Source organism: Sphingobium cupriresistens LL01 (assembly GCF_001046645.1).
Classification (GTDB): Bacteria; Pseudomonadota; Alphaproteobacteria; order Sphingomonadales; family Sphingomonadaceae; genus Sphingobium; species Sphingobium cupriresistens.
The window spans coordinates 473,698-498,663 of record NZ_KQ130435.1; the positions used below are offsets into that span (position 1 = coordinate 473,698).

Here is a 24,966-nt window from a genome sequence, read left to right on the forward strand (position 1 = left end):
AAGAACGAATGACTGATTAGCGCACCGACTCCAGCGCAGCCTTCGCCTGCCCCGGAAAATCGCTGAAGACGCCATCGACGCCGGTGGCCGCAATGGCGCGGACCCAGGAGGCGAAGTCGCCACGGCCCTGCGGGTCGTCGGCACGCTGATATTGGGCGGGCAGGAAGATGTTTTCCATCCGCAGCGTCCAGACATGCACCTGCAGGCCCGCATCATGGGCGCGGCCAACCAGCGCGGTGGGGCCTTCGGGCGCGATGATCAGCGCCGCCGACGGACCGAGCCCGTCGGCATAGGTGGCGATGTCGGTGAGGCCCTGGACCGTCAGCATGTCGGCATAGGTCGTGCCGGGCAGATCGGTCGGGCCACCCTCCGCATCGACCAGTTGGATGAGGCGCAGGCGCGATGCGGCGCGCAGGGCCTTCAAATTGCCGACCTCGAACGACTGGATGAACACCGGGTCGGCCTCGCTCTGATAGCCGTAGCGGCCGAGCAGGTCGAGCAGCGCCGCCTGATGTGGCAGGCCGAGGCTCGCGAAATAGCTGGGATGCTTGGTTTCGGGATAGAGGCCGATGCGACGGCCGGCCTCGGCCTCCTTCGCGCGGACCAGCTTCAATATCTCTTCGAAGGTCGCGATCGGATAGAGATCGTCAAAGCGCCTGTTCGCGGGACGCACATCGGGCAGCCGTTCGCGGGCGCGCAGGGTGCGCAGTTCGGCCAGGGTGAAGTCCTCGGTGAACCAGCCTGTCATGGCGACGCCGTCGATCGTCTTGCTTGTCTTGCGATCGGCGAATTCGGGATGATCCGCGACATCGGTCGTGCCGCCAATTTCATTTTCATGCCGGGCGACCAGGACGCCGTCCTTGGTCAACACCAGGTCGGGTTCGATAAAGTCGGCCCCCTGGTCGATCGCGCGCTCATAGGCGGCGAGCGTATGTTCGGGCCGTTCGCCGCTGGCGCCACGATGGGCGATCAGGATTGGTTCGGCCTGAACCGCAGAGAGGGGAATGAGGCTCATCAACAGATACAGTCCGATGCGCGCCAGCCCCCGCCCGATCATGCCTTCACGCCCTGAACCGCATTTTCATAGATTGTCGCCTTGAACCCGACGAGTATTTCGCGGCCGGTGTCGAGGATCGGGCGCTTGATCATCGAGGGGTTGGTGATCATCAGCAGGATCGCCTTGTCCGCGTCGATATGCGCCTTGTCGCCCGCATCCAGCGCCTTGAAGGTGGTGCCGGACCGGTTGAGGATGGTTTCCCAGCCATGTTCCATCACCCACTCTTCCAGCTTCGCCTTGTCGACGCCCGCGACCTTATAATCGTGGAAGCTGTAGCTGACCCGTTCATTGTCCAGCCAGTTGCGGGCCTTCTTGATCGTGTCGCAATTTTTGATGCCATACATGGTAATCATGATGCGGTGCTCCTGTTACCCTTTGAAGGCGGTGACTTCGATTTCGATCTTCATGTCCGGCTTGACGAGACCGGCGATAACGCAGCTGGCCGCAGGGCGGATGTCGCCGAACACGGAGCCGGCAATCTCGCCCATCACGTCCCAATAGGCCGCGTCGGTGATATAATAGGTCACGCGCACCACATCGGCAAAAGCAAAGCCGGCCTCGTCCAGCGCCTTGCCGATCACCTTGAGCGCGTTCCTGCCCTGCGCCACCACATCGTCCGGCATGGCCTTGGTTTCGGGATCGGCGCCGGTGGTGCCGGCGACGAAGCACCAGTCGCCCTGGACGACGGCGCGCGAATAGCCGACCTGCGCCTCAAAGGGCGAGCCGGAGGAAATGAGCTGGCGGGGCATGGGAGATTCCTGCTGCAGTGCGAAAGGATCAGAGCGGCCTTTGCCTCCTTGACGAAAGACTGTCCAGTCATTTCCCCGGAACGGCGGGCGCGCAAGGCCGTTGGGGAAGGATCGGGCATCAGGCCCCAAGGAGACATGCGATGGACCGCCCTACCCCCGACCGCGAACTGGAAGACAATAAGGAACAGGCCGAAGCCGGCACCCAGGCGCAGGATGTCGCGGACGATGCGCGGGCGCGCTCCACCGACCTTGCCGAAGAAAGCGAGCATGGCGGGCGTACCAACCCGGCGCAGATCATCCCCGACGACACGCCCGACCTGGTCGACAAGATGACCGAGATGGACCGGTCCGGCCGGATCGACATGGACGCCTATGCCGGCGAGCCGCAAATGGATGACGAAGAGGAAGAGATGGGGCCGACCGAGGAGGACGAATAGCGCCGGGCGCCCGCGACGGCGTTCATCCTTTAAGCGCCGTTTCGGATGATCCCGACCGGGATGGCAGCGCGCCGGGCCATGGCGTTGACCGGCGTCAAATCGGATCGCCGCCGGATCGGTGAAAAGCTGGATCGGCTTTAACGCCCTGTTTGCCGGACGCTCGATAGAGCGGGGGCATGGCGAGACAGAAATATGCGCGCGGCCGGCAGGTCCGATCGGGATTTAGCGGGCCGGCGCTCCTCTATATGCTGTGCCTGGGCTTGCTGCTTGGCTGGTACGGGCCGGACTGGATCGCGCGGATCGACCCGCCCCCGATCGCTGCGCCGGCGCCGGGGGTTGCGGCCGACGGCCTGCGGGCCGATTTCAGCTTCTGCCATAGCGGCGGCGGGACCAACTGCGTGGTCGATGGCGACACATTCTGGTTCCGCGGCGACAAATATCGCATCGCCGACATCGATACGCCCGAAACTCATGGGCCGCGCTGCGCAGCGGAAGGCGAATTGGGCGCGCGCGCGACGCAGCGGTTGCAGGCGCTGATGAATGACGGTGCCTTTTCGCTGGAAAGCGGCGATCGCGACAGCGACCGCTATGGTCGCGCCCTGCGGATCGTGACGCGCGGAGGCCAGTCGATCGGCGACCAACTGGTCGCCGAAGGACTGGCCCGACGCTGGGATGGCAGCCGCCACCCCTGGTGCTAGTGCCGACTTAGCGGCAGTTGACGCCGCCGCGGTCGATTTCGCGGCCCAGCAGCGCGCCGGCGCCGCCGCCGATCAGGATGCCCGCGACGTTGGACTGGCCGCGGTCGATCTGGCTGCCGAGCAGGCCGCCCAGCGCCGCGCCGACGATCAGGCCGGTGGTGCCGTCCGACCGGCGGCAATAATAGCGGTCGTCATAGCCGCGGTAGATGCGAGTGCGGCGATCGACCCGGATCGGGGCGTAGCCGGTGCGATAATAGCGGTCGGGCCGATAGGAACGACCATAGCGCGGATCGGGACGGTTCCAGTCATAGCTGTAGACCGGGCGGCCGGGACGGCGATAGTCGGCGCGACGATTGTCCGCGCGGCGATCCTGGCGCCAATCGCGGCGGTCGGCCCGACGATCCTGGCGGAAATCACGGCGGTCGGCGCGGCGATCCTGCTTGAAGTCGCGGCGATCCTCGCGCTTTTCCTGGCGAAATTCACGACGATCTTCGCGCCGCTCCTGGCGATGTTCGCGATTATTATGGCCGGGCTGGGCGAAGGCCGGGGTGGCGGCGATGCCGGTCAGCGCCATCGCGCCAAGCGACAAGGCGGCGATGGCCTTGTGCAACGAAAATCTCACGGGTGGGACTCCTTCCCTCTGGGTATCGTGGCGGTAGAACCCGTGAGATTAGGGGATGTTGCATGAACGGAACAAAACGCATCGTTCAGTCCGGAGACAGGGACGAAAAGCGGCGACGCGGGCATCCGGAACTTCATGCCTGTCGATCATGGCAAGTTTTTTGCAGGACGATTTCCCCCTCGCGCGGCGGGATGCGGCCTGACGATGCGAAGGAACGGGCAGAGCATAGCGTAGCGGCGGCATGTAGGACAGCGCGGACGGGATCGGCCGGATGCGCCCAGAGCGCCAACGGCGTCAGAGCGCGTTGGCGAGGGCGGCGCGCTGGTCGTTGGTGAGGCCGTCGGCGGCAGCGTTGTCGTCCTGCGCGCCGGGACTGTCGTCGCCGGAGCCGACAAACTGGATGGCGGTCAGGATCACCAGCAGCGCCCAGAGCAGCGCGAACCAGCGGCTGGTGAAGAGCGAGCGGAGGCGGACGCCGAAGAACATGGCGCGCAGGATAAGCGAGCGGGGTTGAGGAAGCTTCACCCCGGCGACGCGGTCCTTTGTGGGATCGGGGCCGGATCGGGGGCGGCAAAGGTGATCGGGCTGGTCAGCACGACCCGGTCGAGCCGCGTGGCGCTCATGCAGCGATGACACCAGCACTGGTCGAAGACGACCTCCAGCACCCATTGCTGCGCCGCCATGTCCCACGCCGCCCAGGCATCGCGCGTGACATGGTCGCTGCCGCAGACATTGCAGATATAGCTGTGGCGGCGGGACGTGTGAGGGGGCGGGGCTGGCTCGGTCATGGGGCGAGCATAAAGCGGATTTCGCCATTTTGGCGGAAGATGGGTCCGTTATGGACGCAAAACGCCGGTCCCGCCGTCAGAGGCATATTGGAAGCGTAAAGGTGGCGCCATCGCATCGGCGCCACCTTCGATCATTGTCACTCCGCCGCGATGCCCGCCGCCTTGAACATGTCCGGGTCGCTTTCGTCGGTGTTGGCCGCGTCGCTGCCCTTGACCTTCTGGCGGCGGTCGAAGGCGTCCCAGACGTCATTCCACTGGCCGCGCGTCGCGCCCTTCGAATATTCGGTCGCGCGGGTTTCGAAGAAGTTCGCGTGCTCGACGCCGTTCAACAGCGGGGCGAGCCAGGGCAGCGGATGCTCGTCGATCATGTAGATGGGCTTGAGGCCCAGCTGGCCCAGGCGCCAGTCGGCGATGTAGCGGACATATTTCTTGATGTCCTTGGGCGTCATGCCGGGCACCGGCCCCATTTCGAAGACCAGATCGACGAAGGCGTCCTCGATCCGCACCGTCTTCTGGCACATGTCCATGATGTCGTCCTTGACCGCCGGGGTCAGGCAGTTGCGTTCCGCGCAGAAGGCGTGGAACAGCTTGATGATGCCTTCGCAATGGAGCGTTTCGTCGCGGATCGACCAGGTGACGATCTGCCCCATGCCCTTCATCTTGTTGAAGCGCGGGAAGTTCATCAGCATCGCGAAGGAGGCGAAGAGCTGCAGCCCTTCGGTAAAGCCGCCGAACATGGCGAGCGTGCGGGCGATATCCTCGTCCGTGTCGACGCCGAACTGCTGCAGATAGTCGTGTTTGTCCTTCATCTCCTTATACTGCATGAAAGCGCTATATTCGCTTTCGGGCATCCCGATCGTGTCGAGCAGATGCGAGTAAGCGGCGATGTGGACGGTTTCCATGTTGCTAAACGCGGTCAGCATCATCTTGACCTCGGTCGGCTTGAACACGCGGCCATATTTTTCGTGGTAGCAATCCTGCACCTCCACGTCGGCCTGGGTGAAGAAGCGGAAAATCTGCGTCAGCAGGTTGCGCTCATGGTCGGACAGCTTCTGCGCCCAGTCGCGGCAATCCTCACCCAAGGGCACTTCTTCGGGCAGCCAGTGCAGCTGTTGCTGGCGCTTCCAATATTCATAGGCCCAGGGATATTCGAAGGGCTTGTACACCTTGGAGGCTTGAAGAAGGGGCATGGGACGGAACTCCGGGCGAAATCGTTACGAATGAAGGGCGGTTGCAACCCGGGCGGGGACGGGACGTTGAGACGTCGCTACCCCCCGCACAGGAGAAATATCATGGTCGACCTCAGCAGCATTCAGGAACATGCCGAAGTGATCGGCGCCGATGGCGTCCATGTCGGCACCGTCGACCATATGGACGGTGACCGGATCAAGCTGACCAAGAAGGACAGCGGGGAAGGCAGCCATAAGGGGCATCATCATTATATCAGCCAGGGCCTGATCGCGGCAGTCGAGGATGACGGCACGGTGCGGCTTTCCGCCAATGCCGACGTCGCGGTGACGTTCGAAGAAGAAGCCTGAATGCGCGGGCGCGGCGGCATAGGCCGTCGCGCCCGGCGTCAAACCCTTATTGACAGGCGAGGCACTCATCATAGTCGGTGGTCTCGCCGATTTCGAACTTGGGTGCGTCGATCGTATTGTCGGCCTCCACGCCGCCGGCGAAGCCCGCGCGCTGGACCGATTTCGACCGCAGATAGTAGAGCGACTTGATGCCCAGTTCCCAGGCGCGGAAGTGGAGCATGAGCAGATCCCATTTTTCCACATCAGCCGGGATGAACAGGTTCAGCGACTGCGCCTGGTCGATATAGGGCGTGCGGTCGGCGGCCAGTTCGAGCAGCCAGCGCTGGTCGATCTCGAAGCTGGTCTTGAACGTGTCCTTTTCTTCCTGGCTCAGGAAGTCGAGATGCTGGACCGAGCCGCCCTTTTCCAGGATCGAGTTCCACACCGCGCTGCTGTCCTTCGCCTTGGCGACCAGCAGCTTTTCCAGATAGGGATTCTTGATCGAGAAGCTGCCCGACAGCGTCTTGTGGGTGTAGATGTTCGCCGGGATCGGTTCGATACAGGCCGACGTGCCGCCGCAGATGATGGAAATCGACGCGGTCGGCGCGATCGCCATCTTGCAGGAAAAGCGTTCCATCACGCCCTGATCGGCGGCGTCGGGGCACGGACCCCGCTCCTGCGCCAGCATCATCGACGCTTCGTTCACCTGGGCGTTGATATGCTTGAAGATGCGCAGGTTCCACGACTTGGCCATCGCGCCTTCGAAGGGAAGCCCACGCGCCTGGAGGAAGCTGTGGAAGCCCATGACGCCCAGGCCGACCGAGCGTTCGCGCATCGCGCTATATTTGGCGCGCGCCATTTCGGGCGGGGCGCGGTCGATATAATCCTGCAACACATTGTCGAGGAAGCGCATGATATCCTCGGCAAAGGTCGGATGATCCTTCCATTCGTCCCAGGTTTCCAGGTTCATCGACGACAGGCAGCAGACCGCCGTGCGATCATTGCCCAGATGGTCGCGGCCGGTGGGCAGCGTGATTTCCGAGCAGAGGTTGGAGGTCGATACTTTGAGGCCCAGATCGCGATGATGTTTGGGCATCATGCGGTTCACCGTGTCGTTGAACACGATATAGGGCTCGCCGGTGGCCAGCCGTACTTCGACCAGCTTCTGGAACAGGGCGCGGGCGTTGACCGTGCCGCGGATCGACTGATCCTTGGGGCTGCGCAGATGGAAGTCCGCGCCGTCGCGCACCGCTTCCATAAACTCGTCGGTCAGCAGGACGCCATGGTGGAGGTTGAGCGCCTTACGGTTGAAATCGCCCGACGTCTTGCGGATTTCCAGGAACTCCTCGATCTCCGGATGGGAGACGTCGAGATAGCAGGCGGCCGAACCACGGCGCAGCGACCCCTGGCTGATCGCCAGGGTCAGCGAATCCATCACCCGGACGAAGGGAATGATGCCGCTGGTCTTGCCGTTGAGGCCGACCGGTTCGCCGATGCCGCGGACATTGCCCCAATAGGTGCCGATACCGCCGCCGCGCGAGGCGAGCCAGACATTCTCGTTCCAGGTGTTGACGATGCCTTCCAGGCTGTCGTCCACGCTGTTGAGATAGCAGCTGATCGGCAGGCCACGGCCAGTGCCGCCGTTCGACAGGACCGGCGTCGCGGGCATGAACCAGAGGCGCGAAATATAGTCATAGACGCGCTGGGCGTGGGCGGCGTCGTCCGAATAGGCGGCCGCCACGCGAGCGAAGAGATCCTGATAGGATTCGCCGGGCAACAGATAGCGGTCGTTCAGCGTATCCTTGCCGAACTCCGTCAGCAGCGCGTCGCGCGACGAATCGGTTACGACGGGGAAGCGCCGCGCCTGCACGGTCGAGGAGGTCAGCACCTCCGGCTCGGCCCGCGCTTCCACCGGCGCCGCTGAGGCCTGCGCCTTCATATCGTCCAAAAGATCGTCCATCACAGTCGCCACGTCGCCAGCACCTTGTCCACTATCTCGAAAATCCATGCGAGCCCCCGATGTTCCTGTTCCGTTCGATTCGGTCAAGCGGGTCGCGACAAGCCGCGCATCCTAGCATGAACCGTACCGCGCCGGGGACGGAAAAGGCCCAACCGAGCGATTGCAGGGGCAGGAATCCCCCCGCGCTGGAAATTTCACCAGCGACGCAATCACAATCTGTTGGGTGACCCCCGTTAACCCGATACCACAGATAGTGCCATAGCCCGTTGCAGGCGCAAGAGGGTAAATGACAATTGAAAGACTCGGCGCATCGCCAACGGAAGCCATTTCGCTGTCAGGCGCGCAGGCGACGCATGGACTTGCCTTGCCCCCAAAAAAGGCAAGGGGGATATGCAGGCCGAAAAATAAATTTCGCTTGTCAGCCAAATTCAGACCGAGGTCTAAACGGTTGTGACGATCGATCGTCAGCGCCGCCCGCCATGGACGGGGCGCGCCATGCCCGGCTGCTGCCAAATGTGCAGATATTGCTGTTATACGGAGAACGCCCGATGATTCTCTATTATCACCCCCTCTCCTCCTATTGCTGGAAAGTTCTGATCGCGTTCTACGAAAATGGCGCACCCTTTGCCGCCCGGACTCTGGAGGAAGCGGACGTCGCGCAGGAATGGATGACGCTGTGGCCGATCGGCAAATTTCCGCTGCTGCGTGATCCGGCGCGCGACGCCACAATCGGTGAAGCGAGCATCATCATCGAATATCTCGCCCAGCATGAGGCCGGCACCTTCCGCCCCATCCCCGCCGATCCCGATGCCGCGCTGGAGGTGCGGTTGATGGATCGGTTGTTCGACAATTATGTCATGGCGCCGATGCAGGCGATCGTGGCCGACCGGCTGCGGCCGGAAGCGCAGCGCGATTCGCTGGGCGTGGCGCAGGCGCACGATCTGCTGTCCAAGGCCTATGCGCTGATCGAGGAGCGGATGGCCGGGCGGCGCTGGGCGGTGGGCGACGCCTTCACCCTGGCCGACTGCGCCGCCGCCCCGGCGATCTTTTATGCCGACAAGATCGTGCCGCTGGGTACGGATTTTCCGGTGCTCGCCGCCTATCTGGCGCGGCTGGAGGCGCGACCCAGCTTTGCCCGCGTGCTGGAAGAGAAAGAGCCATGGTGGCGCCTCTTCCCCTTCGCATGAGCAGAGAAAGGGCGGGGATGGACGAGGTGCCCGAATCGCGACTACAGCGTCGCCCACAAGGGCGGCCGCACAGACGGACGGTCCAAACCGTTAACGCAGAGACTATTCGCCCATGCCCGTCCAGATCCGCAATGCGCCAGATAATGATGTCCGCATTCCCGAAGATTTCCTTGCCAACCAAGGCGGCGTCGTCACCTTCACGGGCAAGGGCGGGTCGATCGAGATCGGCGCGGACTGCTACGCCGCGCAGATCAACCTGACGATAGGCGACGGCTGCGCCGTTCGCATCGGCAATGGTTGCCGGCTGGGGGCGATCACCATCCACACTGTCCGCGACTCCACCGTGTCGATCGGCGACCTGACCGGCTTTACCTGGACCTGCAACATGCAGTGCCATGAGTCCTTCGACATCAGCATCGGCAACGGGTCCCTGTTCGCGGGCGGCACATGGATCACGGTCAGCGACATGCATTCGGTGGTTGACGTCGCCAGCGGGCGGCGCATCAATCCGGGTGGAAACGTCCAAATAGGCGATCGGGTCTGGGTGGGGGATGGCGCCGCGATCCTGAAGGGATGCAGCATCGGCGCGGGCAGCGTCATCGCCGCGCGTGCGTTGGTGAGCAAGTCCGTGCCGGCGCAATGCGTGGCGGCCGGGGTGCCCGCACGCGTCGTGCGCACCGGCACGAGCTGGGATTTCCGGCTGCTGCCGGTAGACGTCGAAACGGAAGAGGTCGATCCTGCGCCGCGTCGGGCCGGATGGTTCCGGCGACTGCTGGATGCGGCGCGCGGCTGATCGGGTCGCGCGGTAGTGGAATCTCCGGCATCCTCCAGATTCGGCGCCTTCTGGACTTGAACGGCCAAATGCCTATAGCCGCGCCTGCATGGACCCGCTGTGCAGAGGCGGGCCGCAGATAAGGACCAGGGTAGATGACGCTCATCAAAACCGCCGACCTGATCGAGAGCGTGGCCGACGCGCTCCAGTTCATCAGCTATTATCATCCGATGGATTATATCCGCGCGCTGGGCAAAGCCTATGACGCCGAAGCCAATCCGGCGGCCAAGGACGCCATCGCCCAGATCCTGACCAACAGCCGCATGTGCGCGGAAGGGCATCGCCCGATCTGCCAGGACACCGGCATCGTCAACGTCTTTATCAAATGGGGCATGGACTGCCGGCTGGACGATAACAGCCGTTCGATGCAGGAGATCGTCGATGACGGCGTGCGCAAGGCCTATCTGAACCCGGAAAACCGCCTGCGCGCGTCGATCCTGCGCGATCCCGCCTTTGCGCGGCAGAACACCAAGGACAACACGCCCTGCGTGCTGAACGTCGAAATGGTGCCGGGCAACAAGGTCGTCATCGACGTTGCGGCCAAGGGCGGCGGGTCGGAGAATAAGACCAAGTTCAAGATGATGAACCCCAGCGATTCGATCGTCGATTGGGTGCTGGAGATGATCCCGCAGATGGGCGCAGGCTGGTGCCCGCCCGGCATGTTGGGCATCGGCATCGGCGGCACCGCGGAAAAGGCGGTGGCGCTGGCCAAGGAAAGCCTGATGGAGCCCATCGACATGGGCGAATTGAAGCTCCGCGGGCCGCAGAACAAGATCGAAGAGATGCGGATCGAGATTTTCGACAAGGTCAATGCTCTGGGCATCGGCGCGCAGGGTCTGGGCGGGCTTTCCACCATCCTCGACGTCAAAATCCATGACTATCCCTGCCATGCGGCGGGCAAGCCCGTGGCGATGATCCCCAATTGCGCCGCGACGCGCCACGCGCATTTCACGCTCGACGGGTCCGGCCCGGCCTATCTGGAAGCGCCGAAGATTTCCGAATGGCCCGACGTGAACTGGGCACCGAGCAAGGAAGCGATCAGCGTCGATCTGAACGCCCTGACGCCGGAAATCGTGCAAAGCTGGAAGCATGGCGACCGGCTGTTGCTCAACGGCAAGATGCTGACCGGGCGCGACGCCGCGCACAAGCGGATCAAGGACATGCTGGCCAAGGGCGAGAGCCTGCCGGTCGATTTCAAGGGCCGCGTGATCTATTATGTCGGCCCGGTCGATCCGGTCGGCGACGAAGTGGTCGGCCCGGCCGGTCCCACCACCGCGACCCGCATGGACAGCTTCATGGACATGATGCTGGAACAGGGCCTGCTCAGTTGCGTCGGCAAGGCCGAGCGCGGCGTGGCGGCGACCGCGGCGATCGCCAAGCATAAAAGCGCCTATCTGATGGCGGTCGGCGGCGCGGCCTATCTGGTCGCGCGCGCGATCAAGGGCGCCAGGGTCGTGGGCTTTGAAGATCTGGGCATGGAGGCGATCTACGAGTTCGACGTGCAGGACATGCCGGTGACAGTGGCGGTCGACAGCGAAGGACAGAATGTCCATCACCTTGCCCCGCTGGTCTGGCAGGAGAAGATCAAGCGCGAGAAACTGCTCGAAGGCGCGTGACCCTCATCAACCCTCTCCGTCGCCAGATGGGGAGGGTTTGAAGAATCACGCTAACCCCGATCAAGTCCCCTGCCGACACCGGAACTCGCCCCCTCATCCCGCATTGTCACCGGCAGCCTCATACCGCCGGAGCAGCGCCCATGTCCTTTACCCAACTCGATCCGCCCCTGCCCGTCCATGTCGAGGGCAAGGGAAAAGGCTATGCCCTGGCCGTCATCGATTATGGGCAGGAACATAATCTGATCTGGGTGACCGGCCTGACCGATTCGGGCGAAATCTGGTGCGCGCCCAATCCGCTGGTGCGGATGGAAGCGAACTGGACCATGGGGCGAAAGGGTTTCCCCCACGCATTGCCGCCCGGCGCGAAGCCGAGCTGATACCAGCCGATCAAGCCGTCTGGCATCCGTCATACACCGCTGATAGTCTCCCGATCCATGACAGGGGAAATCGAAGCGGCGGGTGACGCGATCACTGGGGGGATGCTGGCGCGCGCGGTCGAGCCGGGCCATGGCGAAGCGCATGACGCCGGCCATGGCGGGTGCCTCAATTGCGGGGCGGCGATCAACGGCAATTATTGCGCGCAATGCGGTCAGGCGGCGCATCTGCATCGCAGCTTCGGCGCGATCGGCCATGATCTGGCCCATGGCGTGCTGCATTTCGAGGGCAAGATATGGACCACCCTGCCTGAACTGGCGCTGCGGCCGGGTCATCTGACGCGGCGCTATATTCACGGCGAGCGTGCGAAATTCGTGTCGCCCTTCGCCCTGTTCCTGTTTTCCGCTTTCCTGATGTACGCGATCTTCTCGCTCACCAGCCATGGCCCGGAAGCCGGGAAAATGGTGCAGATGGACAAGGGCGAGATCGCCGAACTGAAGCAGGAAGAGGCCAAAGCCGACGCGCAGATCGCCAAGATCGAGGCCAAGCTGGCGGCGCCAGGCCTGTCGGCGGCACGCAAGGCGGCGCTGACCGAAAATCTGGTTGAAGCGCGCGAGGAGCGGCAGGGCCTGACCATGGCGAGCGGCCTGACCGACGCTCTGAGGGGCGAAGGCGTAAATGGCGGCGTGGCGCAGACCGTCGGCACGGCCATCAGCGCGGCGGCCAAGAATCCCGAATTCGCTTATTACAAGCTCAAGGCCAACGCCTATAAATTTTCCTGGGCGCTGATCCTGATTTCGCTGCCCTTCATCTGGCTGCTCTTCCCCTTCAACCGCCGCTACAAAATGTACGATCATGCGATCTATATCACCTATTCGATCGCCTTCATGTCGCTGCTCTTTTCGCTGTCGATGGTCCTGACGACGGTCCATGCGACCAGCGGGCTGGTGACGCTGGCGCTGCTGCTCTTCGCCATCTGGCATATGTATCGCCAGTTCAAGGACGCCTATGCGCTCTCGCGGATGGGGGCGCTCTGGCGGCTGCCTCTGCTTTACGGCTTTGCCTGCGTGTCGCTGTCGCTCTTCTTCACCTTCCTCGTGATGATGGGGTGACGGGCTGTGTCCACCCTGTATAGGGCGGGCATGATCACATCCCCGATCTGGTTGCCCGCAACGCTGATCGCCGGGGCCGTGCAGGCTTGGCGCACAGCGATCCAGCGGCGCGTCAGCCACAGCCTGTCGATCAATGCGGCGGGGCTGGTCCGCTATCTCTACGGCATCCCTTTCACCTTGTTGCTGCTCGGCGGCTATGCCCTGCTCGTCCCCGCATCGCTGCCCGCTATAGCGCCGACATTCCTGCTCTTCTGCGTCGGCGGCGGGCTGGCGCAGATCGTCGCCACCAATTTGCTGATCGCCGCGTTCAAGCATCGCAATTTCGTGGTCGGCACCGCTTATTCCAAGACGGAGGCGGTTCAGGGGGCCATCCTGTCTTTCCTGCTGCTGGGCGAACGGCTGCATCCACTGGCCTGGGCCGGGATCGGCTGCGGCGTGACCGGCGTGATGCTGCTGTCCGCCGGGGGCAAGCGCATGGGGCCGGGCGATTTCCTGCGCGCGCTGGGGCAACCGGCAGCGAAGGCGGGCATGGCGTCGGGACTTTTCTTCGCGCTGACCGCGATCGGCATCCGCCGGGCGACGCAGGCGGTGGGCGGGGACGACCGCATTCTCGCCGCGCTGCTGGTGCTGGTCGCCACGGTGCTGGTCCAGACGCTGATGCAGGGCGCCTGGCTGATGGCGCGCGAGCCGGGCGAGATGCGGCGGGTGCTTGCAAGCTGGCGGGTGTCGGGACAGGTCGGATTGCTGTCCGCGCTGGGCAGCGCCTGCTGGTTCGCGGGCTTCGCCACCGCGCCGGTGGCGCTGGTGCGGATCGTGGGTCAGGTCGAGGTCGCCTTCACTATGGCGTTCGGCCATTTCTACCTGAAGGAGCGGATGCGGGGAAGCGAGGCGGCCGGGCTGCTGCTGGTCGTCGTCGGCGTGGCGCTGGCGTTGATGGGCGCGCTTTGAACGCGCGCCGCATCGCTAAGCTTTCCTTTACCATGGGCTGTTAGCCCTGTTTATGTGGGAAAAGAAGCGCACTCCGAGAACGTCGCCAGAGCGGTGATGAAGGTCGCCAAATTGTCTGGCGATTTGGGCATCCGCACGCTTGATTTGCAGGCGGACATCAGCGAACTGGCCGATCGGGTGACGCACCAGGCGCGCACGATCGAGGCGATCAGCGGCGCGGCCGCGCAATTGTCGCGCGACGGCGACAGCGTCGCGATGGCCGGGCAGGAAGCCCGCGTGCAGGCAGTGGCCGCCCGCGGCATCATCGACGATTCGGGGCGGCAGCTTTCAACAGCCAATCATAATTTCGTTGGCCTGATCGACCAGGTGAGCCTCATCCATGCGCGGCTGGACGGCTTTGGCGAGGCGCTCAAGACCGTAGCGCATGTCACCAGCGTCATCAGCGGCATCGCCAGCCAGACCAATCTTCTCGCGCTCAACGCCACGATCGAGGCGGCGCGCGCCGGCGACGCGGGGCGCGGCTTCGCCGTGGTCGCGTCAGAAGTGAAGAAACTGGCGCAGGAAACGGCGGCGGCGACCCATACGATCGAGCAGTCGATCGCGGCGCTGACCGGTGAAGCAGGCGGCATGTTGGCCAGCATCACACATGGCGCGCAGACCGCGCGCACCGCGCTCAACGACACCAAGAATATCGAGGCGCTGGTCGATCGGCTGGGCACGCTGATGCAGGGGCTGTCGAACAATAGCGAGGCGGTGGCCGAACGAATCGCGTCGATGGTGGGATCAGCCGGTGAGATTCGCGGCGGGCTGGCCGCGCTCGCCAGCACGTCTACCGACAATGCCGACGGGCTGCAGCGCCTGTCGGGCCGCGTCTCCACCGCCAGCGACGACACCAACGAATTGCTGCAATATCTGGCCGAAAGCGGCGTCGATATTCCCGATTCGCCCTATATCCGTTTCAGCCTGGAGAGCGCGCAGCAGGTCGGTCGCGCGATCGAGCGCGCGATCGACGCGGGCGCGGTCAGCGAGGCGGCGATCTTCAGCGACTATTATGCGCCCATCACCGGCACCAATCCGCCGCTCTTCACCCACCCGGTGCAGGAGGCGATGCTGCCCGCCGCGCGCACCGCGCAGGAAAAGGCCCGCACCTTCCCCGGCCTGTTCGGCATGACCTTCACCGACCGCAACGCCTATGGCGCGGTCGCCATGCCGGAACGCGCGCAGCGGCAGCGCCCCGGCGACGACAGCTGGAATCTGGAACATGCGCGCCAGGGCGTGATCTTCGACTTTCCCGACACGCGCGAGCAGGCGAAGATCACCAAACCCTTCTGCATCAAGGCCTATCGCCGCCTGACCGCGCAGGGCGACGTCATCCTGCTGAAACAGGTGATCGCATCCATCCATGTGAAGGGTCGCCACTGGGGCATATTGCAAATGGCCTATCAGGATCAGAGCTGAAGCAACGACAGGTCAGTCGAGCAACGGCGCACAAACAAAGGCGGCCCTCTTGAGCATGGCGATGTCTGTGATGGCGTCCAACCCCCTATAACCAACCTCCGCCCTTGCTCCATCGTCGCCTTGCGCTATGTCGCTGTCGTCATCTTCAGGAGCAGCCATGGGTCGCCTTGTCAGCATCGTCCGGGGCGCAGGGATCGCGCTGCTGTTCGCCGTGATCGCCCTATGCCTGGCGGTGACGATCGTTCCGCCTTTCCTCGACCGCATCTATTATCAGGGACCGGTCAGCCGCCATTATGACGGCGCGCATTTTTTCAATCCCGATGGGGCGATCGACGTACCCGCGCCTCCCGGCGCCAGTCGGCAGGGCTTCATCGCGCGCTGGCTGATCGGTAATGACGACCGGCCGGAATGGCCGCTGGGAATCGCGGTCAAGCCCGCCCGACCCGCCCCCTTCGCCGCGCCGCGGGGCATGGTGGCGACCTGGGTCGGCCATGCGACCGTGCTTGTGCAGGCGGCGGGGCTCAACATCCTGACCGATCCGATCTGGTCCGACTATGCCAGCCCCCTCCCCCCGCTCGGCCCGAAGCGGATCGCGCGGCCGGGCATAAAGTTCGACGACCTGCCGAAAATCGATCTGATCCTGCTCAGCCACAATCATTACGACCATATGGACCTGCCCACGCTGAAAAGACTGTGGGAGCGGGACCGGCCCAAGATCGTCACCAGCCTGGGCAATGACAGCATCCTAAAGGCGCACGGCATTCCGGCGACGGCGCTGGACTGGGGGCAGTCGGTCAGCGGCGCGGCGTTGAACGGCCTCGCCCCCCAAGCGGTGATCCAGTGCGGCAGCTACGAGCATTGCCCCGATTATCAGGTGCATGTGACCCGCAACCATCATTGGGGCAGCCGCTGGGGCGCGGATCGCAACCGGGCGCTCTGGTCGAGTTTCGTGATCGAGACGCGGGCGGGCAATATCTTCTTTGCCGGCGACACCGGGGCGGGCGATATGGGATGGCCCATGCAAGCCCGGCGCTATGGCCCGATCCGGCTGGCGCTGATCCCAATAGGCGCGTTTCGCTTCTGGAAGGGCCAGATGCGGTCGGATGCGCATATCGGCCCATTACAAGCTGTGGACGTTTTCCAGCGGCTGGGCGCGTCGACCGCGATCCCGATCCACTGGGGGACGTTCCGCCTGTCCTACGAACAATGGGACACGCCGCCCCGGATGCTGGAACTGGCGCTGCGCTGCGCGGGGATCGCGCGCAAGCGCTTCGCCCCGTTACGGATCGGCCAGTCGCTGCCAGTGCCCACGGTCAGTGCGGTGCCGATCGGGCCGAAGCGGTGTGACGATCGGGCCATCCGGGCGCTGGAATAGGCGTCGGGGTTCAACCACCCCGGCGCTCGGTTTCAGCCCGGTTTGGGGCAATCCCCCGTCCGCTTGCCGGTGATGTCATGAGTTGTGCGCAACACCGCGTTGCCGCCCTGCATCTTGGTCATGGTGGTGCCCAGCGTCAGCGTGTCGGCGGTATAATTGCCCTCCACCACGATTTCCGACGTGCCGGACCCCGCGGTGCAGGACAGGGTGGCGATCAACCGCCCCTTGCGCACCATCTTATCCTTGTAGGTGCAAGCCGTGCCCTCCTTGCCCGCCAGCGCATCCGCATCGGGCACGCCCTGCGCATTCACGGCGACGCATAATTTATCCTCGCCGATCTGCTTGAGCGCCGCCTGATATTCGGCTGGCGTGACGGTGGGCGTATTGTAGCCGGTGGTCTTGCGGATAATCGTCCATTCGCCCGCCTGCATCAGCACCGGCGCTTCCTCCGCCTGGGGCGCGGGGGCCGGATCGCCGCCACAGGCGCCAAGGCCAAGGGTCAATCCAAGCAGCGGCGCCGCCAGCAGTTTCATGCGCATATCCTCGTCCCCTGTCCTGTCGCTGTTCTCTGATCGGAACGGCGCCAAGGCTCTACCCGCCATCGCCAAAGCGCAAGCGGAAATGACGCATGTCCCCGATTATCGTGGAGGCGAGTGAGGCGTGGGAATCGGGGCGGCCGCGGCCTCAGCCATGGCACGCCGCGATCATTTGTCAGCCACGCACGCCGGTCCGATCCACTTGCCCTCCGACCGGGCGGTCATCGCCATGGTCATGCCCTGCGGGCCGCCGACCATCTTCATGTCCATATCCATCGCATAGTTTTCCGGCGCATAGGTGCCGGACATGGTGGCGTTCATCGTGCCGCCCTCCGACTTGCACGACACCTGCCCCTGCACCGCGCCGCCTTTCGCCTCGAACCCGCCATAGGTGCAGTTCTTATTCTCCTGGCCGGCGAACATCTCGCCGCTCGGATTGGCGGCCTGCTCCGGCGTGACGCAATATTTAAGCGCGGTCTGGTTCATCGCGCTCTTCATCTGCTCCTTCATGTTCGCGGGCGCGCCGGGCATGTCGCCCAGGTCCAGATCCTTGACGGTGAAGCGGCCCTCCCACTGGCCGGGTTTGAGTTGCACCTTGTCGACCTGCGCCTTCACCTCCTGCTTGCTCATGGCGTCGGTGGCGGCGATATCGCCCGTTTTGTCGCCGGGCTTTTCGCTGCAGGCAGCGAGGCCGATCGTCAGAACCGCAAGCGTCAAGACTGTCCGGCGCATCATCATTCCTCCCTGTTTTCCCTGCCCTCGCCCCGATCATAACAGCGCCGCGCGGGGGTTCAATGACGGGATGCAAGGATTATAAGCTCTTGTTTTGTTCGTTCCTTCCTTGGGAAGCCTGGTAGGTCGAGTCCGACGAAGGCGGCATCAAGCGCTGGTCGATCATGGAATATGAGATCAAGGACGGGAAGTTCGACGTCAGCTTCCGATATTCCGACGAGGTGGATGTCGCAGTGATCGATGACGAACGCCGCCAGGCCGCCCTGCGCGCCCGTTTCGGCGACAAGCCGGTCATCTTTCCGCCCATGCCCAAGACCGCGTTCGAGCTGAAGCCCTGATCCCGATTGCGTCCCGGCCCAAAGACCCCATATTCGCCCCATGTCGATTCAGATCCGCACCACGCTCGATGAACCGGAAACTGGCGCAGGCTTCGTGCCCCATCGCCCGGCCCGCCCCGAAAAGAGCGAGGGCGGCCGGCCCTTCACTTTGGTCAGCGACTATGAACCGTCGGGCGACCAGCGGACCGCTATTCCCGAACTGGTCGAGCAGGCGCTGGCCGGGGAGCGGGACCAGGTTCTGCTGGGCGTCACCGGATCGGGCAAGACCTTCACCATGGCCAAGGTGATCGAGGCGTTGCAGCGTCCTGCGCTGATCCTGGCGCCCAACAAGATTTTGGCGGCGCAGTTGTACGGCGAGTTCAAGAGCTTCTTCCCCGACAATGCGGTCGAATATTTCGTCAGCTATTATGATTATTACCAGCCCGAAGCCTATGTCGCGCGGTCGGACACCTATATCGAGAAGGAAAGCAGCGTAAACGAGAGCATCGACCGGATGCGCCATTCGGCCACTCGCGCGCTGCTGGAGCGAGACGATTGCATCATCGTCGCGTCAGTATCCTGCCTCTATGGCATCGGGTCGGTCGAAACCTATTCTGCCATGACTTTCACGATGACGAAGGGGGGGATCGAGGACCAGCGTGAGATTATCCGCAAGCTGGTCGCGCTCCAATATAAGCGCAACGATGCGGGCTTCGCGCGCGGCAATTTCCGCGTAAAGGGCGACAATCTGGAGATTTTCCCGTCCCATTATGAGGATACCGCCTGGCGCATCAGCTTCTTTGGCAACGAAATTGAGGAGATTGTCGAATTCGACCCGCTGAGCGGCAAGAAGGTGGCGAGCCTCGATTATGTGAAGGTGTTCCCCAATTCGCACCATGTCACCCCCGGCCCGACGCTCAAGCAGGCGATGGAGGCAATCCGGCACGAACTGACCGAGCGGTTGAAGGAACTGGAGGCGGAGGGCAAGCTGCTGGAGGCGCAGCGGCTGGAGCAGCGCACCAATTTCGATCTGGAGATGATCGCCGCGACAGGCAGTTGCGCGGGGATCGAGAATTATTCCCGCTTCCTGACCGGCCGCCTTCCGGGCGAACCGCCGCCGACCCTGTTCGAATATCTGCCTGAAAATGCCCTGCTGTTCGTGGACGAAAGCCACCAGACCGTGCCGCAGATCGGCGCAATGGCGCGTGGCGACCACCGGCGCAAGATCAACCTGGCCGAATATGGTTTCCGCCTGCCCAGTTGCATCGACAACCGGCCGCTGCGTTTCAACGAATGGGATGCGATGCGGCCGCAGACGGTCAGCGTCTCCGCGACCCCCGGTCCGTGGGAAATGGAACAGACCGGCGGCGTGTTTTCCGAACAGGTGATCCGCCCCACCGGCCTCATCGACCCGCCGGTCGAAATCAAGCCGGTGGAAGATCAGGTCGACGACCTTATCAACGAGTGCCGCAAGGTCGCGGCGCAGGGCTATCGCACGCTCGTCACGACGCTGACCAAACGGATGGCCGAGGATTTGACCGAGTTCATGCACGAGGCGGGCATCAAGGTCCGCTATATGCACAGCGACGTCGAGACGCTGGAGCGGATCGAACTGATCCGCGATTTGCGGCTGGGCGTCTATGACGTGCTGATCGGCATCAACCTGCTGCGCGAGGGATTGGATATCCCCGAATGCGGGCTGGTCGCGATTTTGGATGCGGACAAGGAGGGCTTTTTGCGCTCCGAAACCTCTCTGATCCAGACGATCGGCCGCGCCGCGCGCAATGTGGAGGGGCGCGTGATCCTCTATGCCGACCGCATCACCGGATCGATGGAGCGCGCGCTCAACGAAACCGGGCGGCGGCGCGAAAAGCAGGAAGCCTACAACCTCGAACATGGCATCACGCCGACCACGATCAAGCGCAACATCGGCGACATCATCGCCCATGTGTCCAGCCGCGATCAGGTGACGGTCGATACGGGGCTGGAGGATCGCCCGCATCTGGTGGGCCACAATCTGCGCGCCCATATCGAGGACCTGGAAAAGAAGATGCGCGCGGCGGCGGCCGACCTGGAGTTCGAGGAAGCCGGGCGGATTCGCGACGAAATCAGGAAACTGGAGGCGGAGGAGCTGGGGTTGCCGGTGGATCAGCAGGTCGCGGCGCCAAGGGGGCGGGCGACCGAGGGCAAGCCGGGAACGCGGAAGATGCGGTACGGGAAGACGCAGAAGAAATTTGGGCGGTGATAAATGACTTCGACAGCGACATTCGACCCTCGCCAGCTTGGCGTTCGCAAAGCAGTCTTTGATACAAGGCTCCGCTTTTCCATGACCGCTGTTCATGGTGGGCTATCTGTTTGCACTGCCTATGTCGCGGCGGGCGCGACCTACTGGACCACCGCGGCAGCGTGATTATTAGAAGGCTTGGTCTTTAGAAGAGAGCAAGCCGTGATTCGCAGCATCGATGACCCCGAAGCAGAGAAAATCTGGCACGGCCAGCGCAGCCGCAAATTGCCACCCAACATTCAGGATCGCGCACTTTATAAATTGAAGCTGCTCAACCGTGCGCGAACCCTCGACGACCTGCGCAATCCGCCTAGTAATCGGCTCCACCCGTTGAGCAGCGACCGGGCCGGGCAACATTCAATTTCCATCAACATGCAATGGCGTATATGCTTCGTTTGGAAGAACGGACACGCGCACAATGTCGAAATCACCGATTACCACTAATCCCGATTGGCTGCACAACGCCCATGCCGGCGAAATGCTGTGGCTGGAATTCATGGAGCCGCTGGGCATGACGGCTGCCGACTTGGCCGCTGCGATCGGCCTGTCCGTTGAGCGCGTGCAAACGGTGATCGACGGCGATCGGCCGATGGACGGCGAACTGGACCTGCGCCTTGCGCGCTATTTCCGCATGTCGGAAGGCTTTTTCCTCGGCCTCCAAATCGATTATGAACTGCTCGAAGCGAAGCGTGCGCTGAACGGGGAACTGGATCGCATCGTTCCCCGCGCCGCCTGACCCTTCACCCCTTATACAGCGCGTCCAGCCGGTCGGCGTACCGCTTGCGGATCACATGCCGCCTGATCTTCATCGACGGCGTCATTTCCTCATTGTCGATTCCGAACGGCTCATCGGCCAGGATGAAGCGGCGGACGCGCTCCAGCACCGACAGGTCGGCGTTCACCCGGTCCACCGCCGCGCGCAGCGCTGCCATATAGGCCGGGTTCGTCTCCACCCCGTCCACCGCCACGCCCTGCGCCGCCGCCCATTCGCGGGTCCATTCGGCGTCGGGCACGATCAAGCCGACCAGATAGGGGCGGCGATCGCCATGGACCATCGCCTGGCCGATCTCGCTCTGGAGCGTCAGCATCCCCTCGACCTTTTGCGGCGAGACATTGTCGCCCTTGTCGTTGACGATCAGATCCTTCTTGCGGTCGGTGATGCGAATGCGGCCCTTCGCGTCGAATTCGCCGATGTCGCCGGTGTGGAGCCAGCCATCCTGGAGCGCCTTTTCGGTTTCCGCCGGGTTGCGCCAATAGCCGTGCATGACCAGTTCGCCGCGGACCAATATCTCGCCATCCTCGGCGATCTTTACCTCCACCCCGTCAAGCGGCGGGCCGACCGTGTCCATCGCGATGCCCGCTCGCGGGCGATTGCAACTGACCACCGGCCCCGCTTCGGTCTGGCCATAACCCTGGAGCAGGGTCAGCCCCATGGCGTGGAAGAACAGGCCGACATCCGGGTTAAGCGGCGCCCCGCCCGACACCAATGCCTTCATCCGCCCGCCAAAGCGCGCGCGAATCTTGGGGATCAGAGTGCGCGACAGCAATAGTTTCATCGGCAGATCGAGCACCGAACCCTTGCCTGCTTGCTCCTTGGCCGCGATGCGCAACGCCTGGGCCAGCAGATAGGTTGGGAATTTTCCCTGCTTCTCGATCGACTTGATGATGCGGGTACGCAGCACTTCGAACAGACGCGGGACCACGACCATGATGGTCGGCCGCGCTTCCTCGATATTACTGGCGAGCTTCTCCAGCCCTTCGGCATAATAGATCTGCCCGCCCAGCAGGATGGGGAGGAACTGACCGCCGCTATGTTCATAGGCGTGGGACAGCGGCAGAAAGGACAGGAACACCTCATCGCCCCAGCCGAAATCCTCCGCTACGATCGTGCCCGCGCCCTCTACATTGGCCAGGATCGCGCCATGATGCTGCATCACCCCGCGCGGGGCGCCGCCGGTGCCGCTGGTGTAGATGATGCAGGCCTGGTCGTTGCGAGTCGCGCACTGGGCCGCGGCAATGGCGTCCACGTCGGCCGGATGCGTCGCCAGAAGCTCGCGCCATAAATGGCAGGTGGACGTCCCCTGCGCCCCGCGCAGCGGCTCGATGCCGATGACGAAGCCGACCTGCGACCGGACGACCGCGGGCATCAGCGCCTGCGCCAACTTGGCGGTCGACACGATCACCGCGCGGGCGCCGCTATCGGTGAGGATATGCTGGTGATCGCGCGTCGTGTTGGTGGTGTAGGTCGGCACGGCGATGCACCCCGCCGCCATGATCGCCAGGTCGGCGATGCAGAATTCCGGCCGGTTTTCGCTGACCAGCATCACCGGATCGCCGGGCTTCAGACCCTGCGCCTTCAAGGCGGCGGCGAGCGACGCGACCTGCCGCGCGACCTCTGCCCAACTCTGGCTATGCCAGGCGCCGCCGCTCTTATGCCAAAGAAAGGGCGCATCCCCCTTTTCCGCCGCGCGGGCGAAGAACATGGTGACGAGGTTGGGAAATTTCTCAATGGCCCTCAAGGCTCGACTCCTGCGGTTTCCGGCGCATCTGACGCGCGCCTGAGCGTTCGGCAAGGCTATAGCGTCGCCCTGCCGTAACGGCCAAGGACTTTGACGGGTGTCTCAGTCAAAAAGCCCGTTCTGGACATCCTGCGGCGGATTGAGGCCCAGATGCTTCCAGCCCGGCCCGTTGAGGCAGCGGCCACGCGCAGTCCGGGCGATAAGACCGAGCTGGATCAGATAGGGTTCGACCACCTCCTCGATCGTGTCGCGCGCTTCGGAAAGTCCCGCGGCGAGCGTTTCGACACCCACCGGCCCGCCGCGATAGATATCGGCGATCATCATCAGGTAACGCCGGTCCATCAGGTCGAGGCCGAGATGATCGACCTCCAGCCGCATGAGCGAGGCGTCGGCGACCTTCGCATCGACCGCGGCCACACCCGCGACATTGGCGAAATCGCGCACCCGGCGCAGCAGGCGACCGGCGATGCGCGGGGTGCCGCGCGATCGGCGGGCGATCTCGACCGCGCCGTCGGATGTGATGGCAAGGTCAAGCAGCCGCGCGGCGCGGCGCACGACCAGTTCCAGTTCGTCCACCGTGTAGAATTGCAGCCGCACCGGGATGCCGAATCGGTCGCGCAGCGGCGTGGTGAGCAGCCCCTGCCGCGTGGTAGCGCCGACCAGGGTGAAGCGCGGCAGGTCGATGCGGACGGAGCGAGCGGACGGCCCCTCCCCGATCATCAGGTCGAGCGCCCGATCCTCCATCGCGGGATAGAGAACTTCCTCGACCGCGGGACTGAGCCGGTGGATTTCATCCACGAACAGGACGTCACCCTCGTCCAGATTGGTGAGCAAGGCGGCCAGATCGCCCGACTTGGCGATGACCGGGCCGGACGTCGCGCGAAAGCCCACGCCCATTTCCTTCGCGACGATCTGCGCCAGCGTGGTCTTGCCCAGGCCCGGCGGGCCGAAGAACAGCACATGGTCGAGCGCATCCCCGCGCGACCGCGCCGCCTGGATGAAGATGCGCAGATTTTCGCGCGCCGCCTGCTGGCCGATAAATTCGTCGAGCGATTTCGGACGCAGCGCCGCGTCGACATCTTCGGGACGACGCGCGGGGGTGAGGAGGCGATCATCGTCCGTCACTTCGCCGCCTTCCGCAACGCCAATCTGACCAGCGCGTCGAGACTGGCATTGTCGCCCAGTTCCTCTTCGGCGGCGGCGACGGCAGTGCTGGCCTCATGCGGTTTGAAGCCCAGATTCTGGAGCGCCGACAGGGCGTCGGCGGCGAACCCGCCAGTCGGGAGCGCGGCCAAGCCGCCGATGCCGATCGGGCCGCCGGCGGGCGCGGTGCCGATCTTGTCCTTCAATTCGTTGACGATGCGCTGGGCGAGTTTGGGGCCGACGCCGTTGGCGCGCGCGATCATCGCCTTGTCCCCCATCGCCACGGCGCGGTGCAGTTCCAGCGGTTCGAGCGCGGACAGGATCGCCAGCGCGACGCGCGATCCCACCCCTTGCACATGGGTGAGCAGCCGATACCAGTCGCGTTCCTCGGCGCGGGCGAAGCCGACCAGCCGGATCGAGTCCGCCGCGACCAGCATTTCGGTGTGGATCGTCACCGCTTCGCCGACCGACCCCAGCGCCGCCAGCGTGCGCGAGGACGCGCCGACCAGATAGCCCACCCCGCCCACGTCGATGATGGCATGGTCGATGCCGGTGCTGTCCAGCAACCCTTTGAGTTTCGCGATCATCTGCCCTGCCCTTCGGCGTCCCGCCCTTTGGTCATGATCTGTTCTTTACAGCCTGTCGCGCCCCGCGCCAGTCAAAAGCGCGGCACCTTTTGCTGTCCCGTGCGTAGTGCAGCGCGA

General features: G+C 63.9%; 28 protein-coding genes. 15 read left to right on the forward strand and 13 right to left on the reverse strand.

What is annotated here, in order from left to right:
- Positions 1–16: 16 nt before the first annotated feature.
- Genes V473_RS15360 through V473_RS15370 form a run of 3 tightly spaced genes read right to left on the reverse strand, consistent with a single transcriptional unit; the run spans position 17 to position 1,806 of the window.
- Positions 17–1,057 carry a glycerophosphodiester phosphodiesterase gene (locus V473_RS15360; RefSeq protein ID WP_066606746.1) on the reverse strand — a complete coding sequence of 347 codons (1,041 nt, stop codon included), beginning with the start codon at positions 1,055–1,057 and terminating at the stop codon, positions 17–19.
- A complete protein-coding gene (locus V473_RS15365) occupies positions 1,054–1,410 on the reverse strand; it encodes an ArsC family reductase (protein ID WP_066606752.1) in 357 nt (118 codons plus the stop codon). The genes V473_RS15360 and V473_RS15365 overlap by 4 nt, the downstream gene beginning before the upstream one ends.
- 15 nt (positions 1,411–1,425) lie before the next feature.
- Complete coding sequence (locus V473_RS15370) at positions 1,426–1,806, reverse strand: RidA family protein (protein WP_066606754.1); 381 nt, start codon at positions 1,804–1,806, stop codon at positions 1,426–1,428.
- Between the two features lie 140 nt (positions 1,807–1,946).
- On the opposite strand from V473_RS15370, the gene V473_RS15375 reads away from it, so the two are divergent.
- Together V473_RS15375 and V473_RS15380 are read left to right on the forward strand one after the other, a co-directional pair.
- Positions 1,947–2,243, forward strand: a complete 297-nt coding sequence (locus V473_RS15375; protein WP_066606756.1) for a hypothetical protein — start codon at positions 1,947–1,949, stop codon at positions 2,241–2,243.
- Between the two features lie 176 nt (positions 2,244–2,419).
- Complete coding sequence (locus V473_RS15380) at positions 2,420–2,941, forward strand: thermonuclease family protein (protein WP_148648420.1); 522 nt, start codon at positions 2,420–2,422, stop codon at positions 2,939–2,941.
- A 7-nt stretch (positions 2,942–2,948) separates the two neighbouring features.
- Here V473_RS15380 and V473_RS15385 read toward each other — a convergent pair whose 3' ends face one another.
- The 4 genes from V473_RS15385 to V473_RS15400 form a co-directional block, all read right to left on the reverse strand.
- Positions 2,949–3,515 carry a glycine zipper 2TM domain-containing protein gene (locus V473_RS15385; RefSeq protein WP_082679175.1) on the reverse strand — a complete coding sequence of 189 codons (567 nt, stop codon included), beginning with the start codon at positions 3,513–3,515 and terminating at the stop codon, positions 2,949–2,951.
- Positions 3,516–3,857: 342 nt separating this feature from the next.
- Positions 3,858–4,088: a hypothetical protein gene (locus V473_RS15390; RefSeq protein WP_244884436.1), complete on the reverse strand. Its 231-nt coding sequence runs from the start codon at positions 4,086–4,088 to the stop codon at positions 3,858–3,860.
- Positions 4,085–4,351 carry a hypothetical protein gene (locus V473_RS15395; RefSeq protein ID WP_066606763.1) on the reverse strand — a complete coding sequence of 89 codons (267 nt, stop codon included), beginning with the start codon at positions 4,349–4,351 and terminating at the stop codon, positions 4,085–4,087. The genes V473_RS15390 and V473_RS15395 overlap by 4 nt, the downstream gene beginning before the upstream one ends.
- A 137-nt stretch (positions 4,352–4,488) precedes the next feature.
- Positions 4,489–5,541, reverse strand: coding sequence for a ribonucleotide-diphosphate reductase subunit beta (locus V473_RS15400; RefSeq protein ID WP_066606765.1), 1,053 nt, complete (start codon positions 5,539–5,541; stop codon positions 4,489–4,491).
- Positions 5,542–5,643: 102 nt separating this feature from the next.
- On the opposite strand from V473_RS15400, the gene V473_RS15405 reads away from it, so the two are divergent.
- The gene (locus V473_RS15405; protein ID WP_066606771.1) at positions 5,644–5,889 is read left to right on the forward strand and encodes a DUF2171 domain-containing protein; all 246 of its coding nucleotides are present in this window, start codon (positions 5,644–5,646) and stop codon (positions 5,887–5,889) included.
- Between the two features lie 46 nt (positions 5,890–5,935).
- Here the strand turns inward: V473_RS15405 and V473_RS15410 are convergent, their stop codons facing one another.
- The gene (locus tag V473_RS15410; protein ID WP_408021512.1) at positions 5,936–7,876 is read right to left on the reverse strand and encodes a ribonucleoside-diphosphate reductase subunit alpha; all 1,941 of its coding nucleotides are present in this window, start codon (positions 7,874–7,876) and stop codon (positions 5,936–5,938) included.
- A 500-nt stretch (positions 7,877–8,376) separates the two neighbouring features.
- Here V473_RS15410 and V473_RS15415 point away from each other — a divergent pair, with 500 nt between their 5' ends.
- The 8 genes from V473_RS15415 (at position 8,377) to V473_RS15450 (ending at position 16,731) form a co-directional block, all read left to right on the forward strand.
- A complete protein-coding gene (locus V473_RS15415) occupies positions 8,377–9,015 on the forward strand; it encodes a glutathione S-transferase family protein (RefSeq protein ID WP_066607493.1) in 639 nt (212 codons plus the stop codon).
- A 112-nt stretch (positions 9,016–9,127) separates the two neighbouring features.
- Positions 9,128–9,808 carry an acyltransferase gene (locus V473_RS15420; RefSeq protein WP_066606774.1) on the forward strand — a complete coding sequence of 227 codons (681 nt, stop codon included), beginning with the start codon at positions 9,128–9,130 and terminating at the stop codon, positions 9,806–9,808.
- Between the two features lie 134 nt (positions 9,809–9,942).
- A complete protein-coding gene (locus tag V473_RS15425) occupies positions 9,943–11,463 on the forward strand; it encodes a fumarate hydratase (protein WP_066606777.1) in 1,521 nt (506 codons plus the stop codon).
- A 140-nt stretch (positions 11,464–11,603) separates the two neighbouring features.
- Complete coding sequence (locus V473_RS15430) at positions 11,604–11,840, forward strand: hypothetical protein (protein ID WP_066606780.1); 237 nt, start codon at positions 11,604–11,606, stop codon at positions 11,838–11,840.
- Positions 11,841–11,897: 57 nt separating this feature from the next.
- The gene (locus tag V473_RS15435) at positions 11,898–12,950 is read left to right on the forward strand and encodes a DUF3667 domain-containing protein (protein ID WP_066606781.1); all 1,053 of its coding nucleotides are present in this window, start codon (positions 11,898–11,900) and stop codon (positions 12,948–12,950) included.
- A 30-nt stretch (positions 12,951–12,980) separates the two neighbouring features.
- Positions 12,981–13,898, forward strand: a complete 918-nt coding sequence (locus tag V473_RS15440) for an EamA family transporter (RefSeq protein ID WP_066606782.1) — start codon at positions 12,981–12,983, stop codon at positions 13,896–13,898.
- Between the two features lie 96 nt (positions 13,899–13,994).
- On the forward strand, positions 13,995–15,356 hold the full coding sequence (locus V473_RS15445) for a methyl-accepting chemotaxis protein (protein ID WP_066606789.1): 1,362 nt from the start codon (positions 13,995–13,997) through the stop codon (positions 15,354–15,356).
- Positions 15,357–15,513: 157 nt separating this feature from the next.
- Positions 15,514–16,731 carry an MBL fold metallo-hydrolase gene (locus V473_RS15450; protein ID WP_066606792.1) on the forward strand — a complete coding sequence of 406 codons (1,218 nt, stop codon included), beginning with the start codon at positions 15,514–15,516 and terminating at the stop codon, positions 16,729–16,731.
- Positions 16,732–16,763: 32 nt separating this feature from the next.
- Here V473_RS15450 and V473_RS15455 read toward each other — a convergent pair whose 3' ends face one another.
- Together V473_RS15455 and V473_RS15460 are read right to left on the reverse strand one after the other, a co-directional pair.
- Positions 16,764–17,270 (reverse strand): DUF3617 domain-containing protein, encoded by a 507-nt coding sequence (locus V473_RS15455; protein WP_066606795.1) that lies wholly within the window; start codon positions 17,268–17,270, stop codon positions 16,764–16,766.
- 165 nt (positions 17,271–17,435) lie between these two features.
- Complete coding sequence (locus V473_RS15460) at positions 17,436–17,999, reverse strand: DUF3617 domain-containing protein (protein ID WP_066607496.1); 564 nt, start codon at positions 17,997–17,999, stop codon at positions 17,436–17,438.
- A gap of 164 nt (positions 18,000–18,163) precedes the next feature.
- On the opposite strand from V473_RS15460, the gene V473_RS23005 reads away from it, so the two are divergent.
- From V473_RS23005 to V473_RS15475, 4 genes are all read left to right on the forward strand, one after another.
- On the forward strand, positions 18,164–18,337 hold the full coding sequence (locus V473_RS23005; RefSeq protein ID WP_201785531.1) for a hypothetical protein: 174 nt from the start codon (positions 18,164–18,166) through the stop codon (positions 18,335–18,337).
- A gap of 40 nt (positions 18,338–18,377) precedes the next feature.
- Complete coding sequence (gene uvrB / locus V473_RS15465) at positions 18,378–20,561, forward strand: excinuclease ABC subunit UvrB (protein WP_066606797.1); 2,184 nt, start codon at positions 18,378–18,380, stop codon at positions 20,559–20,561.
- 201 nt (positions 20,562–20,762) lie between these two features.
- Positions 20,763–21,044, forward strand: coding sequence for a type II toxin-antitoxin system RelE/ParE family toxin (locus V473_RS23010; protein WP_082679155.1), 282 nt, complete (start codon positions 20,763–20,765; stop codon positions 21,042–21,044).
- Complete coding sequence (locus V473_RS15475) at positions 21,019–21,336, forward strand: HigA family addiction module antitoxin (RefSeq protein ID WP_066606800.1); 318 nt, start codon at positions 21,019–21,021, stop codon at positions 21,334–21,336. Before V473_RS23010 ends, V473_RS15475 begins: the two co-directional genes overlap by 26 nt.
- 4 nt (positions 21,337–21,340) lie before the next feature.
- On the opposite strand, the gene V473_RS15480 is transcribed toward V473_RS15475, so the two are convergent.
- From V473_RS15480 to ruvA, 3 genes are all read right to left on the reverse strand, one after another.
- On the reverse strand, positions 21,341–23,083 hold the full coding sequence (locus V473_RS15480; protein ID WP_066606802.1) for an AMP-dependent synthetase/ligase: 1,743 nt from the start codon (positions 23,081–23,083) through the stop codon (positions 21,341–21,343).
- Between the two features lie 138 nt (positions 23,084–23,221).
- Complete coding sequence (gene ruvB / locus V473_RS15485) at positions 23,222–24,244, reverse strand: Holliday junction branch migration DNA helicase RuvB (protein WP_066606809.1); 1,023 nt, start codon at positions 24,242–24,244, stop codon at positions 23,222–23,224.
- Positions 24,241–24,849, reverse strand: a complete 609-nt coding sequence (ruvA, locus tag V473_RS15490) for a Holliday junction branch migration protein RuvA (RefSeq protein ID WP_066606812.1) — start codon at positions 24,847–24,849, stop codon at positions 24,241–24,243. Before ruvA ends, ruvB begins: the two co-directional genes overlap by 4 nt.
- Positions 24,850–24,966 lie beyond the last annotated feature (117 nt).